General features: G+C 59.0%; 17 protein-coding genes. 7 read left to right on the top strand and 10 right to left on the bottom strand.

Annotated elements, in window-relative coordinates:
* Nucleotides 1-69 precede the first annotated feature (69 nt).
* The 3 genes from GH722_03110 (at nt 70) to ilvC (ending at nt 3,503) form a co-directional block, all read left to right on the top strand.
* The gene (locus tag GH722_03110; GenBank protein MRG70744.1) at nt 70-1,845 is read left to right on the top strand and encodes an acetolactate synthase 3 large subunit; all 1,776 of its coding nucleotides are present in this window, start codon (nt 70-72) and stop codon (nt 1,843-1,845) included.
* Between the two features lie 69 nt (nt 1,846-1,914).
* Nucleotides 1,915-2,430, top strand: a complete 516-nt coding sequence (gene ilvN / locus GH722_03105; protein MRG70743.1) for an acetolactate synthase small subunit — start codon at nt 1,915-1,917, stop codon at nt 2,428-2,430.
* A 53-nt stretch (nt 2,431-2,483) separates the two neighbouring features.
* Nucleotides 2,484-3,503: a ketol-acid reductoisomerase gene (ilvC, locus tag GH722_03100; GenBank protein ID MRG70742.1), complete on the top strand. Its 1,020-nt coding sequence runs from the start codon at nt 2,484-2,486 to the stop codon at nt 3,501-3,503.
* Between the two features lie 126 nt (nt 3,504-3,629).
* On the opposite strand, the gene GH722_03095 is transcribed toward ilvC, so the two are convergent.
* The 10 genes from GH722_03095 to GH722_03050 all read right to left on the bottom strand — a co-directional run bounded on the left by GH722_03095 (nt 3,630) and on the right by GH722_03050 (nt 15,268).
* On the bottom strand, nt 3,630-4,730 hold the full coding sequence (locus GH722_03095; GenBank protein ID MRG70741.1) for an alpha/beta fold hydrolase: 1,101 nt from the start codon (nt 4,728-4,730) through the stop codon (nt 3,630-3,632).
* Between the two features lie 9 nt (nt 4,731-4,739).
* Nucleotides 4,740-6,323, bottom strand: a complete 1,584-nt coding sequence (locus tag GH722_03090) for a benzoate-CoA ligase family protein (GenBank protein MRG70740.1) — start codon at nt 6,321-6,323, stop codon at nt 4,740-4,742.
* 119 nt (nt 6,324-6,442) lie between these two features.
* The gene (locus GH722_03085; GenBank protein MRG70739.1) at nt 6,443-8,689 is read right to left on the bottom strand and encodes a molybdopterin-dependent oxidoreductase; all 2,247 of its coding nucleotides are present in this window, start codon (nt 8,687-8,689) and stop codon (nt 6,443-6,445) included.
* Nucleotides 8,690-8,752: 63 nt separating this feature from the next.
* Nucleotides 8,753-8,959 carry a hypothetical protein gene (locus GH722_03080; GenBank protein ID MRG70738.1) on the bottom strand — a complete coding sequence of 69 codons (207 nt, stop codon included), beginning with the start codon at nt 8,957-8,959 and terminating at the stop codon, nt 8,753-8,755.
* 13 nt (nt 8,960-8,972) lie between these two features.
* The gene (locus GH722_03075) at nt 8,973-9,737 is read right to left on the bottom strand and encodes an SDR family oxidoreductase (GenBank protein ID MRG70737.1); all 765 of its coding nucleotides are present in this window, start codon (nt 9,735-9,737) and stop codon (nt 8,973-8,975) included.
* A 21-nt stretch (nt 9,738-9,758) separates the two neighbouring features.
* Nucleotides 9,759-10,700, bottom strand: coding sequence for a 4-hydroxy-tetrahydrodipicolinate synthase (locus GH722_03070; GenBank protein ID MRG70736.1), 942 nt, complete (start codon nt 10,698-10,700; stop codon nt 9,759-9,761).
* A 41-nt stretch (nt 10,701-10,741) separates the two neighbouring features.
* Complete coding sequence (locus GH722_03065; protein ID MRG70735.1) at nt 10,742-12,046, bottom strand: TRAP transporter large permease subunit; 1,305 nt, start codon at nt 12,044-12,046, stop codon at nt 10,742-10,744.
* Nucleotides 12,043-12,552, bottom strand: a complete 510-nt coding sequence (locus GH722_03060) for a TRAP transporter small permease subunit (protein ID MRG70734.1) — start codon at nt 12,550-12,552, stop codon at nt 12,043-12,045. Before GH722_03060 ends, GH722_03065 begins: the two co-directional genes overlap by 4 nt.
* A 101-nt stretch (nt 12,553-12,653) precedes the next feature.
* Entirely contained in the window at nt 12,654-13,646 is a 993-nt protein-coding gene (locus GH722_03055) for a DctP family TRAP transporter solute-binding subunit (GenBank protein ID MRG70733.1), read from the bottom strand.
* Nucleotides 13,647-13,807: 161 nt separating this feature from the next.
* The gene (locus GH722_03050; GenBank protein MRG70732.1) at nt 13,808-15,268 is read right to left on the bottom strand and encodes an ABC transporter substrate-binding protein; all 1,461 of its coding nucleotides are present in this window, start codon (nt 15,266-15,268) and stop codon (nt 13,808-13,810) included.
* A gap of 81 nt (nt 15,269-15,349) precedes the next feature.
* Between GH722_03050 and rsmI the strand changes: the two genes are divergently transcribed.
* Genes rsmI through GH722_03030 form a run of 4 tightly spaced genes read left to right on the top strand, consistent with a single transcriptional unit; the run spans nt 15,350 to nt 18,092 of the window.
* On the top strand, nt 15,350-16,219 hold the full coding sequence (rsmI, locus tag GH722_03045; protein ID MRG70731.1) for a 16S rRNA (cytidine(1402)-2'-O)-methyltransferase: 870 nt from the start codon (nt 15,350-15,352) through the stop codon (nt 16,217-16,219).
* A complete protein-coding gene (locus GH722_03040; GenBank protein MRG70730.1) occupies nt 16,216-16,602 on the top strand; it encodes a YraN family protein in 387 nt (128 codons plus the stop codon). The genes rsmI and GH722_03040 overlap by 4 nt, the downstream gene beginning before the upstream one ends.
* Nucleotides 16,603-16,626: 24 nt before the next feature.
* On the top strand, nt 16,627-17,259 hold the full coding sequence (locus tag GH722_03035; GenBank protein ID MRG70729.1) for a BON domain-containing protein: 633 nt from the start codon (nt 16,627-16,629) through the stop codon (nt 17,257-17,259).
* Nucleotides 17,256-18,092: a tetratricopeptide repeat protein gene (locus tag GH722_03030; protein ID MRG70728.1), complete on the top strand. Its 837-nt coding sequence runs from the start codon at nt 17,256-17,258 to the stop codon at nt 18,090-18,092. The genes GH722_03035 and GH722_03030 overlap by 4 nt, the downstream gene beginning before the upstream one ends.
* Nucleotides 18,093-18,112: the final 20 nt, after the last annotated feature.

Below are 18,112 nucleotides of genomic sequence, written 5' to 3'. Positions count from 1 at the left end.
GCCCGGCAGGACTGCCGGGCTACTTTATTGTGCAGGGCTGAGATGCCCGTTTTTAGTTGGAGAAGACGCATGTCTGCGGAAGGTTTGAGCGGTTCGGAAGTGGTGTTGAAAGCTTTGCGAGAGCAGGGCGTCGACGTCATTTTCGGCTATCCCGGCGGCGCAGTGCTGCCGATCTATGACGCCATTTTCCAGCAGAATGACATTCGCCACATCCTCGTCCGCCAGGAAGGCGGTGCGGTTCATGCGGCTGAAGGTTATGCGCGGTCGACCGGCAAGGTTGGCGTTGTTCTGGTGACCTCTGGTCCGGGTGCGACCAACGCGGTTACCGGGCTCACCGATGCGCTGATGGATTCTATTCCCGTGGTTTGCCTGACTGGTCAGGTGCCGACCCATCTGATCGGAAATGACGCTTTTCAGGAAGCCGATACGGTTGGTATCACGCGCCCCTGCACCAAGCATAATTATCTGGTGAAAGATCCGGACCGTCTGGCCCGCACGATTCATGAAGCTTTTCATGTTGCGCGTACGGGGCGTCCGGGACCGGTGGTGGTTGACCTGCCGAAAGACATTCTTGTTGGTCTGGCCCCCTATGTGGAGCGGGCCAAGGTGAAGCACAAAACCTACAACCCTCAGGTCAAGGGCGACAGCAGCCAGATCGAAGCTGCTGTGGAACTGCTGTCAAAGGCGAAGCGCCCGATCATCTATGCCGGTGGTGGTGTTATCAATTCCGGCCCGGCTGCATCGCAGTTGCTGACAAATTTCGTCCGGATGACAGGTTTCCCCTGTACCCTGACGCTGATGGGCCTTGGCGCGGTACCGGCCTCTGACCCGCATTATCTCGGAATGCTGGGGATGCATGGCACCTATGAAGCCAATATGGCCATGCATGGGTGCGATGCGATGGTTTGTATCGGTGCGCGTTTTGATGACCGGGTGACCGGGCGTCTGGATGCCTTTGCGCCGGATGCAAAAAAGATCCATATCGATATTGATCCCAGCTCAATCAACAAGAACGTAGCCGTTGATGTGCCGATCGTTGGCGATGTCGGCATGATTCTGGAAGACCTGACAAATATCTGGAAATCCCGTCAGACCCGCGTTGATGAGCGGGCGCTGAAAAGCTGGTGGGAACAGATCGAACTGTGGAAGGCGATTGATTGCCTGAAGTTCGAGCAGGGCAACGAGATCATCAAGCCGCAGCATGCCATCAAGCGTCTGTATGAGCTGACCAAAAGCTATGAAGACGTCTATATCACCACGGAAGTCGGCCAGCATCAGATGTGGGCGGCGCAGTTCTTTGGCTTTGAAAAGCCGAACCACTGGCTGACCTCGGGCGGCCTCGGTACCATGGGTTACGGTCTGCCGGCGGCAATGGGTGTGCAGGTCGCACATCCGGATGCGCTGGTCGTGGGCGTTGCCGGTGAGGCCTCCTTCATGATGAACATGCAGGAACTCTCAACCATTGCGCAATACAGGCTGCCGGTGAAGTGCTTCATCCTGAATAACTTCTATATGGGCATGGTGCGCCAGTGGCAGGAACTGCTGCATGGCTCGCGCTATTCCGAAAGCTACATGGAAAGCCTGCCTGATTTCGTGAAGCTCGCAGACACCTTTGGCATGGCCGGACTTCGCGCGACCAAGCCCAGCGAAGTCGATGATGTCATCGGTGAGATGCTCAGCATCGACGGGCCGGTGATTGTCGACATGCATGTTGATCAGAAGGAAAACTGCTTCCCGATGATTCCATCCGGCGCGGCGCATAATGAAATCCTGCTCGGCCCGGACGACAAGAGCCCGCGCAAGAGTGATGCGAATGTCAGTGAAAATGGCATGGTGCTCGTCTGACGCGCCGATCCTGACGACAGAACAAGAACCACGATCTGGTGCCGGGCGATCCGGCGCAGAGGAGGATATGTGACCAATCAAGACCAGGATATCAGCGCCCATACCATTGCCGTGCTGGTGGATAACGAAGCCGGTGTGCTTGCCCGCGTCATCGGATTGTTTTCCGGCCGTGGCTATAACATCGAAAGCCTGACCGTTTCAGAGGTTGATTCCGAAGCTCATCTCAGCCGCATCACGGTGGTAACATCCGGCGCGCCGATGGTGATCGAGCAGATCAAGGCCCAGCTGAACCGGCTGGTCCCGGTCCACAAGGTCAAGGATCTGACCGTCGAGGGCGCCTCTGTCGAGCGCGAACTGGCGCTGGTCAAGGTCAAGTCAACCGGTGAGAAGCGTGTTGAAGCACTTCGCATCGCCGATATCTTCCGGGCCCGCGCGGTCGACAGCACGAACGAAAGTTTCGTGTTCGAGATCACCGGTGCGCCGTCGAAGCTGAACGCCTTTATCGACCTGATGAAGCCGTTGGGACTACAGGATGTCTCGCGTACTGGCGTCGCCGCCATTGCACGAGGGCCGGAACCCCTGTAAATCCTGCCACCGAGTAAATAATTCCACACAGGACAAAATCGAGGAAAAGCACAATGCGCGTTTATTATGACCGCGACGCGGACGTCAATCTGATCAAGGGCAAGAAAGTTGCCATTCTGGGATACGGTAGCCAGGGACATGCCCATGCGCTGAACCTGCGGGACTCCGGCGTCAAGGAAGTTGCCGTCGCGCTTCGCGAAGGCTCCTCCAGCCGTAAGAAAGCCGAAGGCGAAGGCCTGAAGGTCATGACCGGCGCGGAAGCAGCCGCATGGGCCGACATCGTCATGATTCTGGCACCGGATGAGCATCACGCCCAGATCTACAAAGACGAACTCAAGGACAACCTGAAGGAAGGCGCTGCAGTTGCTTTCGCTCATGGCCTGTCCGTGCATTTCAGCCTGGTCGACCCGCGCCCTGACCTCGACATTTTCATGATCGCACCGAAAGGCCCCGGCCATACCGTGCGTTCCGAGTATGTTCGCGGCGGCGGCGTTCCCTGCCTGATCGCGGTCCAGCAGGACGCTTCCGGTAACGCCCATGACATCGGCCTGTCCTATGCTTCCGCCATTGGCGGTGGTCGCTCGGGCATCATCGAGACGACCTTCAAGGAAGAGTGCGAAACCGATCTGTTCGGCGAGCAGGCTGTTCTTTGCGGTGGTCTCTCGGCACTCATCATGGCGGGTTACGAAACCCTGGTCGAAGCCGGCTATGCCAAGGAAATGGCCTATTTCGAATGCCTGCATGAAGTGAAGCTGATCGTTGACCTGATGTATGAAGGCGGCATGGCCAACATGCGCTATTCGATCTCGAATACCGCTGAATATGGTGATTATGTCACCGGCCCGCGCGTCATCGACGCTTCCGTGAAGGAACGCATGAAGGGTGTTCTGGAAGATATTCAGTCCGGCCGTTTCACCCGCGACTGGATGCTGGAAAACGCCGCTGGTCAGCCGAGCTTCAAGGCGACCCGCCGGAACAACGCAGAACATGACATCGAACAGGTCGGCGCCAAGCTCCGTGCCCTGATGCCGTGGATTGCGGAAAACCAGTTGGTTGATAAAGAGCGCAACTAGTTATTCCCGGTCCTGAGACCGGAAAGACAAAGCCCGGCAGGAAATCTCCTGCCGGGCTTTTTGCTGTCCTGATATCTGTTCATCCTCCGAGGCGGCGCTGTGCGCCTTCTCAGGGTGAGGGACCGGTTACAGTTTCCGTTCGTCGAGCCATTGCAACAGCAGGTCGGCGATCTCGTGGTTGTTCTGTTCCAGCATCATCATATGGCCGTTACCGTTGATACCCCGGTCTTCCAGCCGGATCAGATCGACCGGCACCCCGGCCTGGCCCAGGAAAGCCGCTGTGCAGTGGTCGTAAGGCGCGTGATAGGATGCCTCGCCGACGACAATGGCCAGTTTCAGATTACCCAGACTGGGCAGCTGCCGGGCGGGTTCTGCCTGAAGGTGGCAGGGAATCAGTCCCGGTCCGTCTGCTTTGGTCTGGCGTTGTGAGGGCAGGGGCTGTCCGGCGGGCAGGGGCGGCTCGAAATTCATCAGCAACTGTCCGGCACCAAGTGGCCGCACGACTTCCTCGGAATCACGGAACCAGCCATCGGCTTCGCCCATCATCAGGCATTCATGAAAGGTCGGGCCATTTGGCTCAATGCTCAGCAGGGCCAGAACCTTGTCGGGGCAGGCATCAGCCAGCGCAAAGCCAAAGGGGCCGGACTGGGAATGGGTGAGCCAGATGGCCGGGCCGATCTGTTCAGCAAGCCGGATGTTGGCGGCGAGATTGAGCTGTTCCGTCACGCGACGGTCGACCAGTGATTCCACCTGCGAGGCATAGAGCCGGTCAAAGGCAGGGTCACCCTTGCGTCCGGTGCCGGGCCACTGGGTATGTGTGGCAGCCTGCGGCCAGAGCTTCCATGCCGCTGAATTGGTAAAACGCTGTTCGACGAACTCGACCGTTTTGCCTTCGCGGACGCCATGCAGATCGGCCGGATTTCCGGAACGTCCGCGTGCGGGCTGATCGATCAGATAGACTTCATATCCGGCCCGCAGAAAGTCATGGGCCCAGCCACGGCGGCCGTCCGGTGTGCCGGTAAAGTTGGCAGCGGTCTGCCAGTTGCCATGAACCATGACGATAGGGGCGGATTTCAGGACTTTCGCAGGTTTGTAATGCTCGACGAAAATACCGCCGCTCATCATCTCCCCGCTGTCGGTATCGACATAATCACCGGGAACATGGAATCCTCTGATGTCAGAAATCTGAAGGGGGGCGGTATCCGTGGGGTGAGTGGCAGATGACATTTACTGGTTTTAGCTCCGAAGTTTGAAACGCTGAATTTTGCCGGTCGCGGTCTTTGGCAGGGCCTCGACGAATTCGAACCAGCGGGGATATTTGTACCGTGCGAGCCCTTCCTTGCAGTGGTCGGTCAGGGCCGCACAGATGTCGTCTGATGGCCGGTCAGCGTCTTTCAGGACAATGAAGGCTTTCGGTTTGGTCAGGCCGGATTCATCCTCATGGCCGACGACGGCGGCTTCCAGTACCTCCGGATGTTCAACCAGCCGGGCCTCGATCTCGAAGGGTGAGCACCAGATGCCACCGACCTTCATCATGTCGTCAGAACGGCCGCAATAGGTGTAATAGCCGTCGCCGTCGCGGATGTAGGTGTCACCCGTATTCAGCCAGCCGTCAGCCATCATGGTATCGGCAGTCTTTTCCGGATTATTCCAGTAAATCCGGGCCGTCGATGCCCCCCGGATCAGCAGTTTTCCGGCTTCACCATCGGCAGATTCAGCCCCGTTTTCATCGACGATCCTTGCTTCATAGCTGGGCACGATTCTGCCGCTGGCACCCGGTTTCACATCATCTTCGAGATTGGAGATGAAGATATGCAGGGCTTCGGTCGAACCGATGCCGTCGAGAATTTTTGTGCCGGTGGCACCTTCCCAGCGGCGGAACATGTCGCCGGGCAGGGCTTCACCCGCCGACACACAAAGCCGTAGTGAACTTGTGTCCTGTGGCTGTCGTTCAAGCAGGCGAAGCTGTGCGGCATAAAGCGTGGGGACGCCGAAATAGAGCGTTGGCCGGTAGGTCCCTATCGTCTCGAACATGGCGGCCGGTGTCGGTGCGCCGGGGAACAGGACAGCCGTTGCCCCGACCCAGAGTGGAAAGGTCAGGTTGTTGCCGAGACCATAGGCAAAGAACAGTTTGGCAGCGGAGAAAGTGACATCGTCTTCCCGGATGCCAAGCACGTCGACGCCATAATGCTGGCTGGTGACAACCATGTCGCGATGCCGGTGGATCGCGCCCTTTGGCGTGCCGGTGGTGCCGGAAGAATAGAGCCAGAAACAGTCGTCATCTTCTGTCGTCGGCTGCGGGGTAAGGGTCACACTGGCACCGGCCATCCGGTTCAGCAGACTGCCCTCACCACCCTCTGTCAGCATGATGGTTCCGGGGGGCGATGATACATCGCTGAGGGCGGCTTCAACCTCGCCGGCAAATTCCGGCGAATAGATCAGCGCGGTACAGCCGGAATCTTCAATCATGAACCTGTAGTCTTTGGCCTTGAGCAGGGTATTCAGCGGTACGGCAATGATACCGGCCTTGATCGCACCCCAGAAAACATAATGGAAATGCGGGCAGTCCTTGATGACCATCAGGGCCCGCTCACCGGGTCGCACCCCGGCATCCAGCAGCACATTGCCGGCTTTCGAGACACCGTCAGCCAGTTCCCGGTAACTGATGTCTGCCTGACCGACTGTCCTGACAGCAACCTTGTCACCACGGCCTTCAACCAGATGCCTGTCGATGAAGGGAATGGCGACATTGAAGACCGGTGCGTAGGTAATGCCGGTCGGAGCCTGACCGGAGTCAATCGTAACGGTATGGTCCTGCATGTTCTGGTCTCTCTCCCGAATGGTGCAGGTGTTTTTCCCTGCTTGTTCTGTGTTTCCAGGAAAGGATAACGCGCTGTTGCCTGCCTTGCCATACCCGGAAAGGCAGCGGAAGGGTCAGATCATGAAGTTCTGTGCAGCCTGATCCGGACCAGTGCCGTCTGTGCTGTCGGGGCCTGTGACAGACGGGACGCACCGGCATCACGGGTCAGCATGTTCGGGTTTCCCTGCAGGTCCAGCGCCCCGGTTGCGTCGGGGTTGAACCAGCTTCCGGTCTGCATGATGACAACGCCCGGCCTGACCTCGTCGCTCAGCACCGCACTGGCCAGACAGGCACCCCGGGCGTTGTAGAGCCGGATCGGATCATGATGCCGGATATCACGGACTGCGGCATCCCGGGGATTGATGAGAACGGGTTCCCGTCCGTCAATCTGTTCTGATTTGCCGCCGGATGTCTGGCCTAACTGGCTGTGCAGGCGATACCGGGGCTGATGGGTCAGCAGATGCAATTCATCCGCGCCTGCGCCCCCCAGCCATTCTGCCGGTTCCAGCCAGACGGGATGGGCCGGGCAGTCATCATAACCGAAGGCGTCAATGGTCGGGGATGTAAGCTGAATTTTACCGCTCGGGGTTTTCAGCGGATGCTGTTCCGGTGATTCCCGGAAGTCGGACAGCATCACTTCATCCTGGTCCGGTGGTGGAAGGGTCCATCCGCCATCCTGCCAGAAACGGGTCTTGTCTGGCGGGGTCAGTCCCTGTTTCCGGCCTTTCCGGGCCATGTCTTCATACAGGCGGTCAAGCCAGCCCGTACTGTCCAGCCCGTCGGTAAAGCCGTCCCGACAGCCCAGAGCCTCGGCAATATCGGCCAGCATGTCGAAATCGTTCCGGGCCTGCCCGACCGGGGCGACGATCTGTTGCATGGCGAAGATCTGGCTGTCGCGGGATGTACCGCCGATATCACTGCGTTCCAGTGCGGTGGTGGCGGGTAACACGATATCGGCCCGCTTTGCTGCCGGTGTCCACCAGCTGTCCTGCACAATGATGGTTTCCGGTTTCTGCCAGGCCCGTTCAAGGCGCCGCAGATCCTGCTGGTGATGGAACGGATTGCCCCCGGCCCACTGGATCATCCGGATGTCCGGGTAACGGATGGTCTGGCCATTGAAGGCGATTTCGGCGCCGGGATTCAGCAGGGCGTCGGAAATGCGGGCAACCGGAATGGTCGATCTGGCCGGGTTGTCGGTCATTGGCATCGATGGCATGACGCCTTTGCGACGGACGGCACCAACCCCGTTCATGGAGCCATAGCCAAAGCCGAAACCACCCCCGGGCAGACCGATCTGACCCAGCATGGCGGCGAGGGCAATCAGCGCCCAGAACGGCTGTTCGCCATGGTCGGAGCGTTGCAGTGACCAACTGGCTGTCAGCAGGGTGCGACCGGTGGTGAGAAGGTCTGCCAGCCCCGTAATCTCGGTGGCCGGAATTCCGGCAATCGCGGCTGCCCAGTCCGGCGTTTTGGCAATGCCGTCGCTGGTACCTGTCAGATAGTCGCGGAATGTGGGCCAGCCATCGCAGTAACGTTCCAGAAACGCCGCGTCATGGCGGTCTGTCGCCAGCAGATGCTGGGCCAGCGCAAGAATGATGGCGGTGTCTGTATTCGGGCGGGGAGCGATCCAGTCCGCCTCCAGCCAGTCCGGGGCATCGCCTTGCAGGGGACTGACGGAAATGAACCGCACGCCATGGGCTTTCGCCTTCCGGGTCCAGTCCGGCAGATGGTAATCACCACCACCGCCGGAGGTGACATGCCAGTTCTTCGGGTTCAGCCCGCCAAAGGCGACAACCAGATCCGCATGTTCGCTGATCGACTTCCAGCTTGTTGCGTCGGATGAAACCGCCGCATGGTCGCCCAGCACATGGGGCAGGATGAACTGTGCAGCACCCCAGCTGTAATTGCCGGACTGGTCTGTGAAGCCCCCGGCGGTACCCAGAAACCGGCGAACCTGTGTGCGGGCATGGTGAAAGCGCCCTGCAGACGACCAGCCGTAGGAGCCGCCGAATACGGCGGCATCGCCATGCTGGTCGCGGACCCGGCGTGTTTCTTCGGCGATCAGATGGGTGGCGTCATCCCATGACAATGGGACGTAATCATCTGTGCCCCGGATGCTGCGGTCAGACTTCTCACGCTTTTTGAGGTAATCCCGCCGGACCATCGGCTGGCTGATGCGCAGGGGGGAATAGAGGGCTTCAGGCAGGGCGCCGATCATGCGTTCTGATGCGCCAGAGCCGGGAAGCGGGCGGGTCGCGATCAGGCGACCGTCCTCAACCTCTGCAATGAAAGGCCCCCAATGGGTCAGGCTGATCAGTTCTGTCATGATTTACCCTGCCGTTGTCCGGTTGGCCTCCTCCGCGATAGGGCGGGGGAGGCCACGGGTTTCTTATCCTTCGCCGCGAGCCTTCCGGCGGTCAGCGACCGTTTCCTTGCCAACCATCCAGTCGGTTGCCGGAACATCCTCAAAGACAACATAGACATGGTCAGCAGAGCCGCCGCAATGCTTGACGATAACATCCGTCACTTCTTCACCGACGGCGCGTTTCACGTCAGGGCTGCGGCCCTCGACGAGTTGAATTTTCACGTAGGGCATGATGGTTTCCTTGTTAACCGAGCGTCAGGCCGCCATCGACATGGATGGTCTGGCCGGTGATATGTTTTGCATCATCGGACAGCAGGAAAGCAACCGTTGCCGCAATATCATCGGGGTCTGCAATTCGCTTCATCGGGGTCAGATCGGCTGCGGTATCCCAGGCGCTGGACGACAGGGCGGAATGACCGGTCGCTTCTTTCCGGGTATAGCCGGGTGCAACACAATTCACCGTCGACCCGAACGGTGCCAGCTGAGTGGCCAGCGATTTCGCCATGGCTTCGATCGCTCCCTTGGCGGCGGCGGTGACCGGAAATAACTGTCCGGCCTTGAAGACATGCGCCACGAAGGATGAGACCGCGACCACCCGGCCCCGTTCAGAGGTCCGGAGGCTCTCGTAGCTTTCTGACATCAGGTCAAAGAAGGCACCGGCCATGCCTTGCAGGGAACGGTCGAGATCCTGCCGGGTAACTTCTCCGATGTCCTGACGAAGGGCAAAGCCGGCATTACTGACGATCTGGTCAATCCGGCCAAACCGTTCCACCGTCATGGCGGAAAGGGCGGAGGCGCTGCCCGGTGTTTCCAGATCGCAGAACACGGTCTCGGCTTCCGCACCGGCCTGTCGTGCCGCTTCGGCGATGGCGAGAAGGTTGTCTTTTTTCTCACCATTCTTGCCGCCCCTGGCATGCAGCATGAGACTGGTTCCGGGTGCAGCAACACGGCGACAGACTGCCGCCCCGATGCCACTGGAGGCACCGGTAATCAGGACTACGCGGTCCATTTGTTTGTCTCCTGTGATGGCTTATTCGGCGGCGACGGCAAGCGTCGGCAGCTTGTAGCCATACTTTTTGTCGAGTTCGAGGTCGCGGACAATGTCCAGACCACGTTGCAGATGTGCCGGATCCAGTTCACGCAGCGGCTTGCGCAATGGGCCAGCCGGCAGACCAACGGCACGCATCAGGCTTTTCACAGCAACCGGATTGATGGCTGAATAGGCGAAATGCAGCATCGGCAGGTTATGCAGCCAGGCTTCACGGCAGGCGAAGGCGTCATCGCCGTTCTTCCAGGGGGTGGAAATCACCGCCAGTTCCTGCGGGATAAGATTGCCGGTCATGTTGGCTGTGCCATGGCCGCCAAGTGCCATCAGAGGCACGACAAGACCAAGGTTCGGCGAGCAGCAGCACATCAGAGACATGTCGGGCTTTGCGGCGCAAAGCTGGGCAATCTGGCCAACGCGGGTGGTTGATTCCTTGTTCACCACGATATTCGGATGTTCCGACAGACGAATCAGATCGGCGGCTGTCAGGTCGGTTTTAACCCGCGGCGGGTTGTTGTAGTAGCCGATGGCGATAGGGGACGCATCAGCGACTTCGAGAGCATACTGAACGATGTCTTCATTCGAAGCACAGATATAAGCGGGGGCAGCGATGATCGCGCCATCGGCACCTTCGGCAGCAGCCTGCTTTACATAGGCGATGGTGCCTTCGGTCGTGGTGCCGGTGCAGCCGTACCAGAATTGCATCTTGCCAGTGCGCATTTTCATGGTTTCGCGGACAATTGCATGGCGCTCATCCGGTGTCAGCATGGAGACCTCGCCGGTGGAGCCCATGATCAGGACCGCAGAGGTGCCGTTCTGCTCCTGAAACTGGAGCAGGTCACGGAAGCCTGCGAAATCGACTGAGCCATCTTCGTTGAAGGGCGTGATCAGGGCGACGAATGAGCCGGTGATAAGTTGTTTAGTCATGAGTTCCTCCTGTGTAAGGGCGGGTTATATCTGGATCAGGGTCAGCCCGCAGGCAGACCAAAGATGCGGGGCATGAATTCCTTCGGCAGACCAATCACAAGGTCGGGAAGGAAGAGGGAAATGATCACAACCGAGACCACCAGCAGGATGATCGGCAGGATTGCGACGATGGCGTCTATGACCCTGACCTCACCGATCTGGCTGGCGATCAGCAGGCAGATACCATAGGGCGGTGTCACCAGTCCGACGGACAGGGTGATGGTCGTGAGAACGCCGAGATGAACCGGGTTCATGCTGGCGATATCGCCAAGGGCCTGAATGATCGGCAGAAAAATCAGTACGGCAGAGATGGGATTCAGGACCGTGCCGATCAACAGCAGGAAGACGATCAGCATCAGCATGATGGCAATAGGGTCGCGGGAGACGGAGAGGATGAATTCCACGACCAGATCAGCGGCACCGAGATAGGAAATCAGCCAGCCAAAAATGCCGGCGGCGGCGACGGTGAACAGGGGCACCGAGAAATCGACGGCAGATTTTGCCAGCATTTCCGGCAGGGCACGGACCGGGACATCCCGGTAAACGATGAAAACCAGTATCAGCGCCCAGATGACCGCAGAGATGGCAGCCTCTGTCGGGGTGAAGATGCCGCCGACCACACCGCCCAGCACCATGACCGGGATCAGCAAGGGCGGGGCAGCACGCAGCAGCGTGACGCCGACTTCCTTCAGTGATGACCGTCCGGATGCCGGATAGCCATGGCGAATGGCCAGCACATAGGTATAGGCCATCATGAACAGGCCGATAACGATTCCCGGTACGACCCCGCCCAGGAACAGCGCGCCGATGGAGACATTCCCGAAAGCACCATAGATGATCAGGATGATGCTCGGCGGAATGATCACGCCGAGGGTTGATGAGGCGGCGGTCAGGGCAACGGCGAAGGCCGGGTTATAACCGGCTTTCTTCATCGCCGGTATCAGGATGGAGCCGACACTGGCCGTATCCGCAGCCGCCGAACCTGACAGGCTGGCGAAAACCATGGAGACCAGCACATTGACATGGCCGAGCCCGCCACGGACATGACCGACAGTCACATCAGCAACCTTCAGCAGGCGTTCGGTGATACCGCCGGAATTCAGAATCCGGCCGAGAAACATGAAGAAGGGGACGGCCAGCAGCGGAAAGGAATCGATGTTGGCGTACATCTGATTAATGACCGACGTCAGCGGCAGGTCTTCATGCAGCATGACGATGACCGAGGACAGCATCAGCGAGAAGCCGATATTGACCCGCAGCGCGATCAGAACAAAAAAGCTGGAGAGAAGAAGGACGAGAGGGTTCATGAACTGGCTGCCTTGCGTGCGTCGCTTTCGGCGCGCAGTTGTCGGACCTCGTCAGGAATCATTTCGATCAGGAACAGGCCCATGGCGATACCGCCAAGCGGGATCGGCAGAAACAGCCACAGGCCACTGATCTGTAACGATGGGATTTCCTGGCTGGAACTGTTGATGGTGAAGTCATAGCCATGAACGGCGAGAACATAGACGACAACCAGTGACGCGGAATGTCCGAAGGCTTTCAGCAGCACATTGGTCTTGTGCCAGTGAGCCGGGATCAGGTCGAGATTGTAATGGGTATCCCAGCGCAGGGCGACGGCAGCGCCGAGGAAAATGCTCCAGGAGAACAGCAACTGGGCAATATCCAGAATACCGATGAACGACACCTCCAGCACATTGCGGCTGAAGACCTGCAGAAAGACCACGAAAATCATGCAGGCAAACATCGCCGCGAGCAGCATCTGCAGCGCCTTGTCGAGCCTGCGGTTGAGTGTGCGTATGGCATTCATCATCAGCTACACCGGTTGTGCTGCGCCTGGAGGGACGCCGGTTTACAGTTCAGTAATCAAAAAGATGCTGCCGGGCGCGATGGGGAGCGCCCGGCAGCAGGTATTCAGCGGTTCGCTTTGATAATAGCGAACGGCTCGGCCAGCTTCAGTTCGGTTGCCAGCGTGTCCTGTACCGCAGACAGCTTCGAGATGAACTCTGCTGTATCCGGACGGGTAACGGTGACGCCGTTTTCTGATTGCAGGGATTTAATGAAGGCATCTTCATATTCCCGGGTTTTGGCGACGCCATAATCCTGTGAGGCAATAGCGGCATCACTGACGATCTTCTTCTGCTCGTCCGACAGCTTGTCCCAGGTCTTGCTGGAAACCGAGAAATGATTGACCTGAATGGTATGACCCGTCAGTGCCAGATAAGGGGCAACTTCATAGAGCTTGGAGCCCTTGTAACCGGCAATCGAGCTTTCCAGACCATCGGCAACACCGGTCTGAATGGCAGCGTAGAGTTCCGTCCAGGCGACGGATACCGGCTGTGTGCCAAGCGCTTCCCATGTTTTCGCAATCATCGGTGACGGCGGGGTGCGCATTTTCATGCCCTGAATATCGGCAACGCTGTTCACCGGGCCCTTGGCGTTCGACATGTGACGGTTGCCGGAAGCGCCCATGGACAGCAGCTTGATGCCGAGATCACGGTTTGCATAAACCGTTTCATAATATTCAAACACCGGTGATCCGGGGGCAACGGACTTCATCAGCGAGTCAAAGCCGGGATAGAGATACGGCAGGCTGAAGACCTGAAATTCCGGAACCTGCTTCACGGCGTTACTGCTGGAGCCGATAATCAGATCGACCGTGCCCAGCTTCATTTCGCCAAGAACAGCCGGGTCTTTACCGAGCGTGCCGGAATCAAAGATTTTAACCTTGAGCGAACCGCCGCTTTTGGCCTCGACCTCTTTCTTGAAAGAATCCGCCATGTCGTTGTACGGATGCGGCGACTTGACCAGCGTGTGCAGCCGCATGGTGATGTCTGCCGCACTGGCCGTAACGGCACCAAGCGTGGCAGCGGCAATGAATGAAACCAAGGCTGTTTTCATGCGCATAGAAACTCTCCCTCAAAATGATCAGGCTAAAGCAGTTTCGCCGCAGAACACGGACAGACTGCCAGCCACGAAGAGAGGTTAACGCTGTTTATCGTATTACAACAAATACCAATTTTTCAGGAGGGTATTCGTTTTTGTTATGCAAGTGCCGGTTTCGCCCGTTAATTTATGGCATCACTGAAGGTACGCGGGGCGGGCGAGACGACCGTTGGCTGGGCCCGCGTCAGTTCGAGAACGGCCAGACCGCGCTCTGACTGGCCATCCGGGCGGAACCGGAACAGTCCGTCTGTGCCCTGAAACCCGGTCGGGGTGGTCAGGGTTTCGCTGTCGAATCTGGGACCGCCCTCGCCCTGGGCCAGAACAGCGGCCAGTGCGGCGGCGTCATAAGCCAGAGAGGCCAGACGCGGCGGCGTGGTGCCAAAAACACTGCGATAGCTCCGCCAGATGTCTTCACGGCCTGCCGGTTCAGGTGCGGCAAACCAGCCGCCGGTAAGTGCCGGCTCAGTGCCGATCGACGGATCCTGATCCCACAGGAAAGTGCCCATCACCCGGACCCGGCCCGGATCAATGTCATAGAAGGGCAGCAGCGCCGCAATGGCCCGCTGGCGACCGCCGCCTTCTGCCAGAATGATGGCATCGAAATCCGGATCACCGACCGTATCCAGATTCTCCAGCCGTCTCAGGACCGATTTTGACAGGGAATCGGTTTTCCCGGCCAGTTCCCGGCGTTGTTTCTTCAGTTCTGCGGCGCGCTGGTCGTAATCTGCCAGTTGGCGGACGATGCCACTGATATCCTCGGCGGCAGGGTCATAGAAAACGATATCGCCGGTTTCGCCACCACGATAGGCAATGGCTGACCGCAGTGATTGCGCGATGCGCTGGCCATAGGCGTTGCTTGGCAGCAGGGCAGCATAGCGTTGGGCACCGCTTTCCAGTCCGGCGGCGACAACCCGGTCAATCTGCTGCTCCGGGGTGAAGCCCATGACATAGGCACCCGGTCCGGCAACATTCAGATCATTGGTAAAACCGATGACATTGATACCGGCGGCCCGCGCAACCGGCGTGACAGCCGCAAAGGAGGCTGAAAACAGGGGACCGAGAATCAGCTGGGCACCTTCCGAGACGGCGCGTTCGGCGGCAGCCCGCGCGCCAGCCGGTGTGCCCTGTGTATCCAGCGGGCGCAGATCAAAGCGGTCATCCGCGAGGTCGAAGACGGCCAGCGTTGCAATGTTCATCATTGCCTTGCCAATGGTCTCCGCATCGCCGCTCAGCGGCAGCAGCAGGGCGACACGAACCTTGCCCTCGTCGCTGCTGTCGATAAAAGTTGTCGGTGGTTGCGGGGTTTCGGGTGACGTGCTGTCCGGGGTTGCGTCCAGCCGCGAGTCGAAACCTTCAGGGACCTGATAGCCGCCACGCGGACGACCGGCTTGCTCTGGTGTCCCGGTCGTGGCACCCGTATCTCCGGGCGTTGCCGGGGCAGTCGGTTTGGCAATGGCGTCGCCTTCGGGAATGCGCCCGTTATCCCGGGCAGCACAGGCCATTAACCCAAGACTAAGGGCGGCGAGGATAAAACCGGCTCTGAGGCCGGAATAAGCTGGCTGTCGGAAAGACCTGCGATGCACGGGCAATCCCTCCTGGTTCACGGGCGGATGCAAGGTAGCGATGGCGTTATGGGAAGTAAACCGGAAGGACAGGGCGAAATTATGGCCAGAGCTGATAAAACTGATGCAACCCGGTCCATTGATCCCGGCCTGTATATTGTCGCGACCCCGATCGGGAACGCGGCAGACATCACCCTGCGGGCGCTGGAAGTGCTGGGCGCTGCCGATCTGGTGGTGTGCGAGGACACCCGCGTCACCGGCAAACTGTTCACATTGCATGGCCTGAAGCGGCCGATGCAGGCCTATCATGAACATAATGCCCAGGCCGTCCGTCCGAAGCTGATGGCCCGGCTTGAAGCTGGGGAGGCATTGGCGCTGGTCAGTGATGCCGGCATGCCGCTGGTCTCGGACCCCGGATACCGGCTGGTCGGTGAGGCGGTGGAACGTGGCCTTAATGTAACGGTCCTGCCGGGTGCTTCTGCACCAACCACGGCACTGGCCTTGTCCGGCCTGCCCAGTGACCGGTTTCTGTTTGCCGGATTTGCCCCGTCGAAGACCAATGCCCGGATCAGCTGGTTTGCAGAACTGGCGGCGGTTCCGGCAACGCTGATATTCTTTGAGTCTGCGCGGCGGCTGGCGGCATCGCTTGCCGACATGCGTGAGGCGCTGGGGCCTCGTTCTGCGGCCGTCGCCCGGGAACTGACCAAAAAGTTTGAAGAGGTCCGGCGTGGCTCGCTGGACGAACTGATTGCCCATTACGACTCCGAGGGGCCGCCGAAGGGAGAGATCGTTGTGGTTGTCGGACCGCCCGTCGCGGACGATACGACAGACGTCATTGATCTTGATGAAGCCCTGACCGAAGCGCTGGGTTCTGCCAGTTTGCGGGATGCGGTTGATGAAGTGGTGGAGCTGACAGGTCTGCCCCGCAAGGAAGTCTATCGCCGGGCGCTGGATCTGCAGAAAGGCCGGTGAGCCGGCGTAGCCGCCGGCGCTCGGAACGGGCTGGACGGCGGGCAGAGTGGATCGCCGCCTGGTTTCTGCGTTTCAAGGGGTATCGCATTCTTGCCCGCAGATGCCGGACGCCAGCCGGGGAGATCGATATCATCGCACGCCGGGGCAGGCTGCTGGCCTTCGTCGAGGTCAAACACAGAACCGACCCGGCGGTCGGGCTTGCGGCGGTCAGCCCGCGTCAGCAGCAGCGCATCATCCGGGCCGCAGGCTGGTTTATTTCCGGTCACCCGGATTTCGCAGCATTTTGTTTACGCTTTGACGTCATTCTGACTGCTGAACTGGGGTGGCCTTGCCATACCGTCGCCGCGTTTCAGCCGGAAACTGGTAAAAACCGGCTGCCATGATCAACGATTCAGGGTCTTAATGAAATGAAACATCTGATGCTCCGGGCGGACTGTTTTGCAAAAGCCGGATTTTCGTTCCTGATGCTGTCGCTGGCCACTGCCTGCACACCGATTGGTGCGGCGCTGGGGGTTGGTGCCACAGCAGGTGTGTATTCCCAGCAGGAACGCGGCATTGAAACCGCAGCGACTGATTCCAGAATTTCGCTGGATATCTTCGATCAGTGGTTCAAATACGACCATGTGATGGTCGCAAAACTTTCACGCGAAGTTCATGACGGCCGGGTTCTGGTTACCGGCGTTGTCGACAAAACGGAAAAGCGGGATGCCGCCGGCGCGCTGGTCTGGAAGGTCAATGGCGTGCGCGAGGTCATCAACGAGACGCAGGTTGTCGAGGATTTCAGCATGCTGGATTCCGCAAAGGATGGCTGGATCAGCACCCAGCTTGAAACGAAGCTGCTGTTCGACCGTGATGTCCGCAATATCAACTATACGATCGAAACGGTGAATGGTGTGGTTTATCTGTTCGGCATAGGCCGGTCGCAGAAGGAACTGGATGTTGCCCTCAATCACGCCCGGAACATTGAAGGGGTGACGAAGGTCGTCAATCATATCAGCCTGCCACGGGGCACACAGTCTGCCGAGCGAACGGCCCAGTGACCGACAGCATACAGATACATGAGGCACTTGGTGCCTTTGCCGCCGGTGACGGCGTCCGCTTTGACCTTGGCGAGGCTGCTTTGCTGCTGGCTGCGCTGGACCGGCCGGGTGTCGGACTGGATCGCTACCGTCGTCTGCTCGACCATCTGGCAGCCCGCACCGGTGAACAGCTTCAGAGCAATGATGATCCGGGCGCCGTTCAGGTTATCGCCGCTGTAAATGATGTTCTGTTCCGTGAAGAAAATTACCGGGGTGATGAACGTACCTATGATGATCTGCAGAACGCCAATCTGATGCGCGTCATGGACCGCAAATGCGGTCTGCCCGTATCTCTGGGGATCCTTTATATCCATGCGGCACGGGGCGCCGGATATCAGGCGGCGGGGCTGAATTTCCCGGGTCATTTTCTGGTTCGCGTCGAAAAAGACGGAGAACGCCTGATTGTCGACCCGTTCAATGGCGGCAAGCTGCTGCGCACACCCGATCTGCGGAACCTGCTGAAGGCTCTGTCCGGGCCGGGGGCTGAACTGCACCCCGACCATTACCGTACCGTTGATGACCGGCAGATCCTGCTGCGGCTGCAGAACAATGTGAAACTGCGACTGTTGCAGAACGGGCATATTGAGGAAGCCCTGAAGGTAGTGCAGAGCATGCTGGCTTTCGCGCCGGATGAGCAGACGCTCTGGCGTGAAGCCGGACTGATGCAGGCCCGCGTCGGCGATATTCCCTCCGCGATTGCCTCGCTGGAATGCTATCTGCTGCGGGTTGATACGGATGATGCACGCTATCGGGCATCGGTTCTCTTGCACGAATTGCGGGCGCGGCTACATTAACCGGTAACACCACCGGTAAG

The organism is Alphaproteobacteria bacterium HT1-32 (genome assembly GCA_009649675.1).
Taxonomy (GTDB): Bacteria; Pseudomonadota; Alphaproteobacteria; order Rhodospirillales; family HT1-32; genus HT1-32.
Note: the sequence above shows the minus strand (reverse complement) of the source record. Positions and strands in the feature narration are given on the sequence as shown.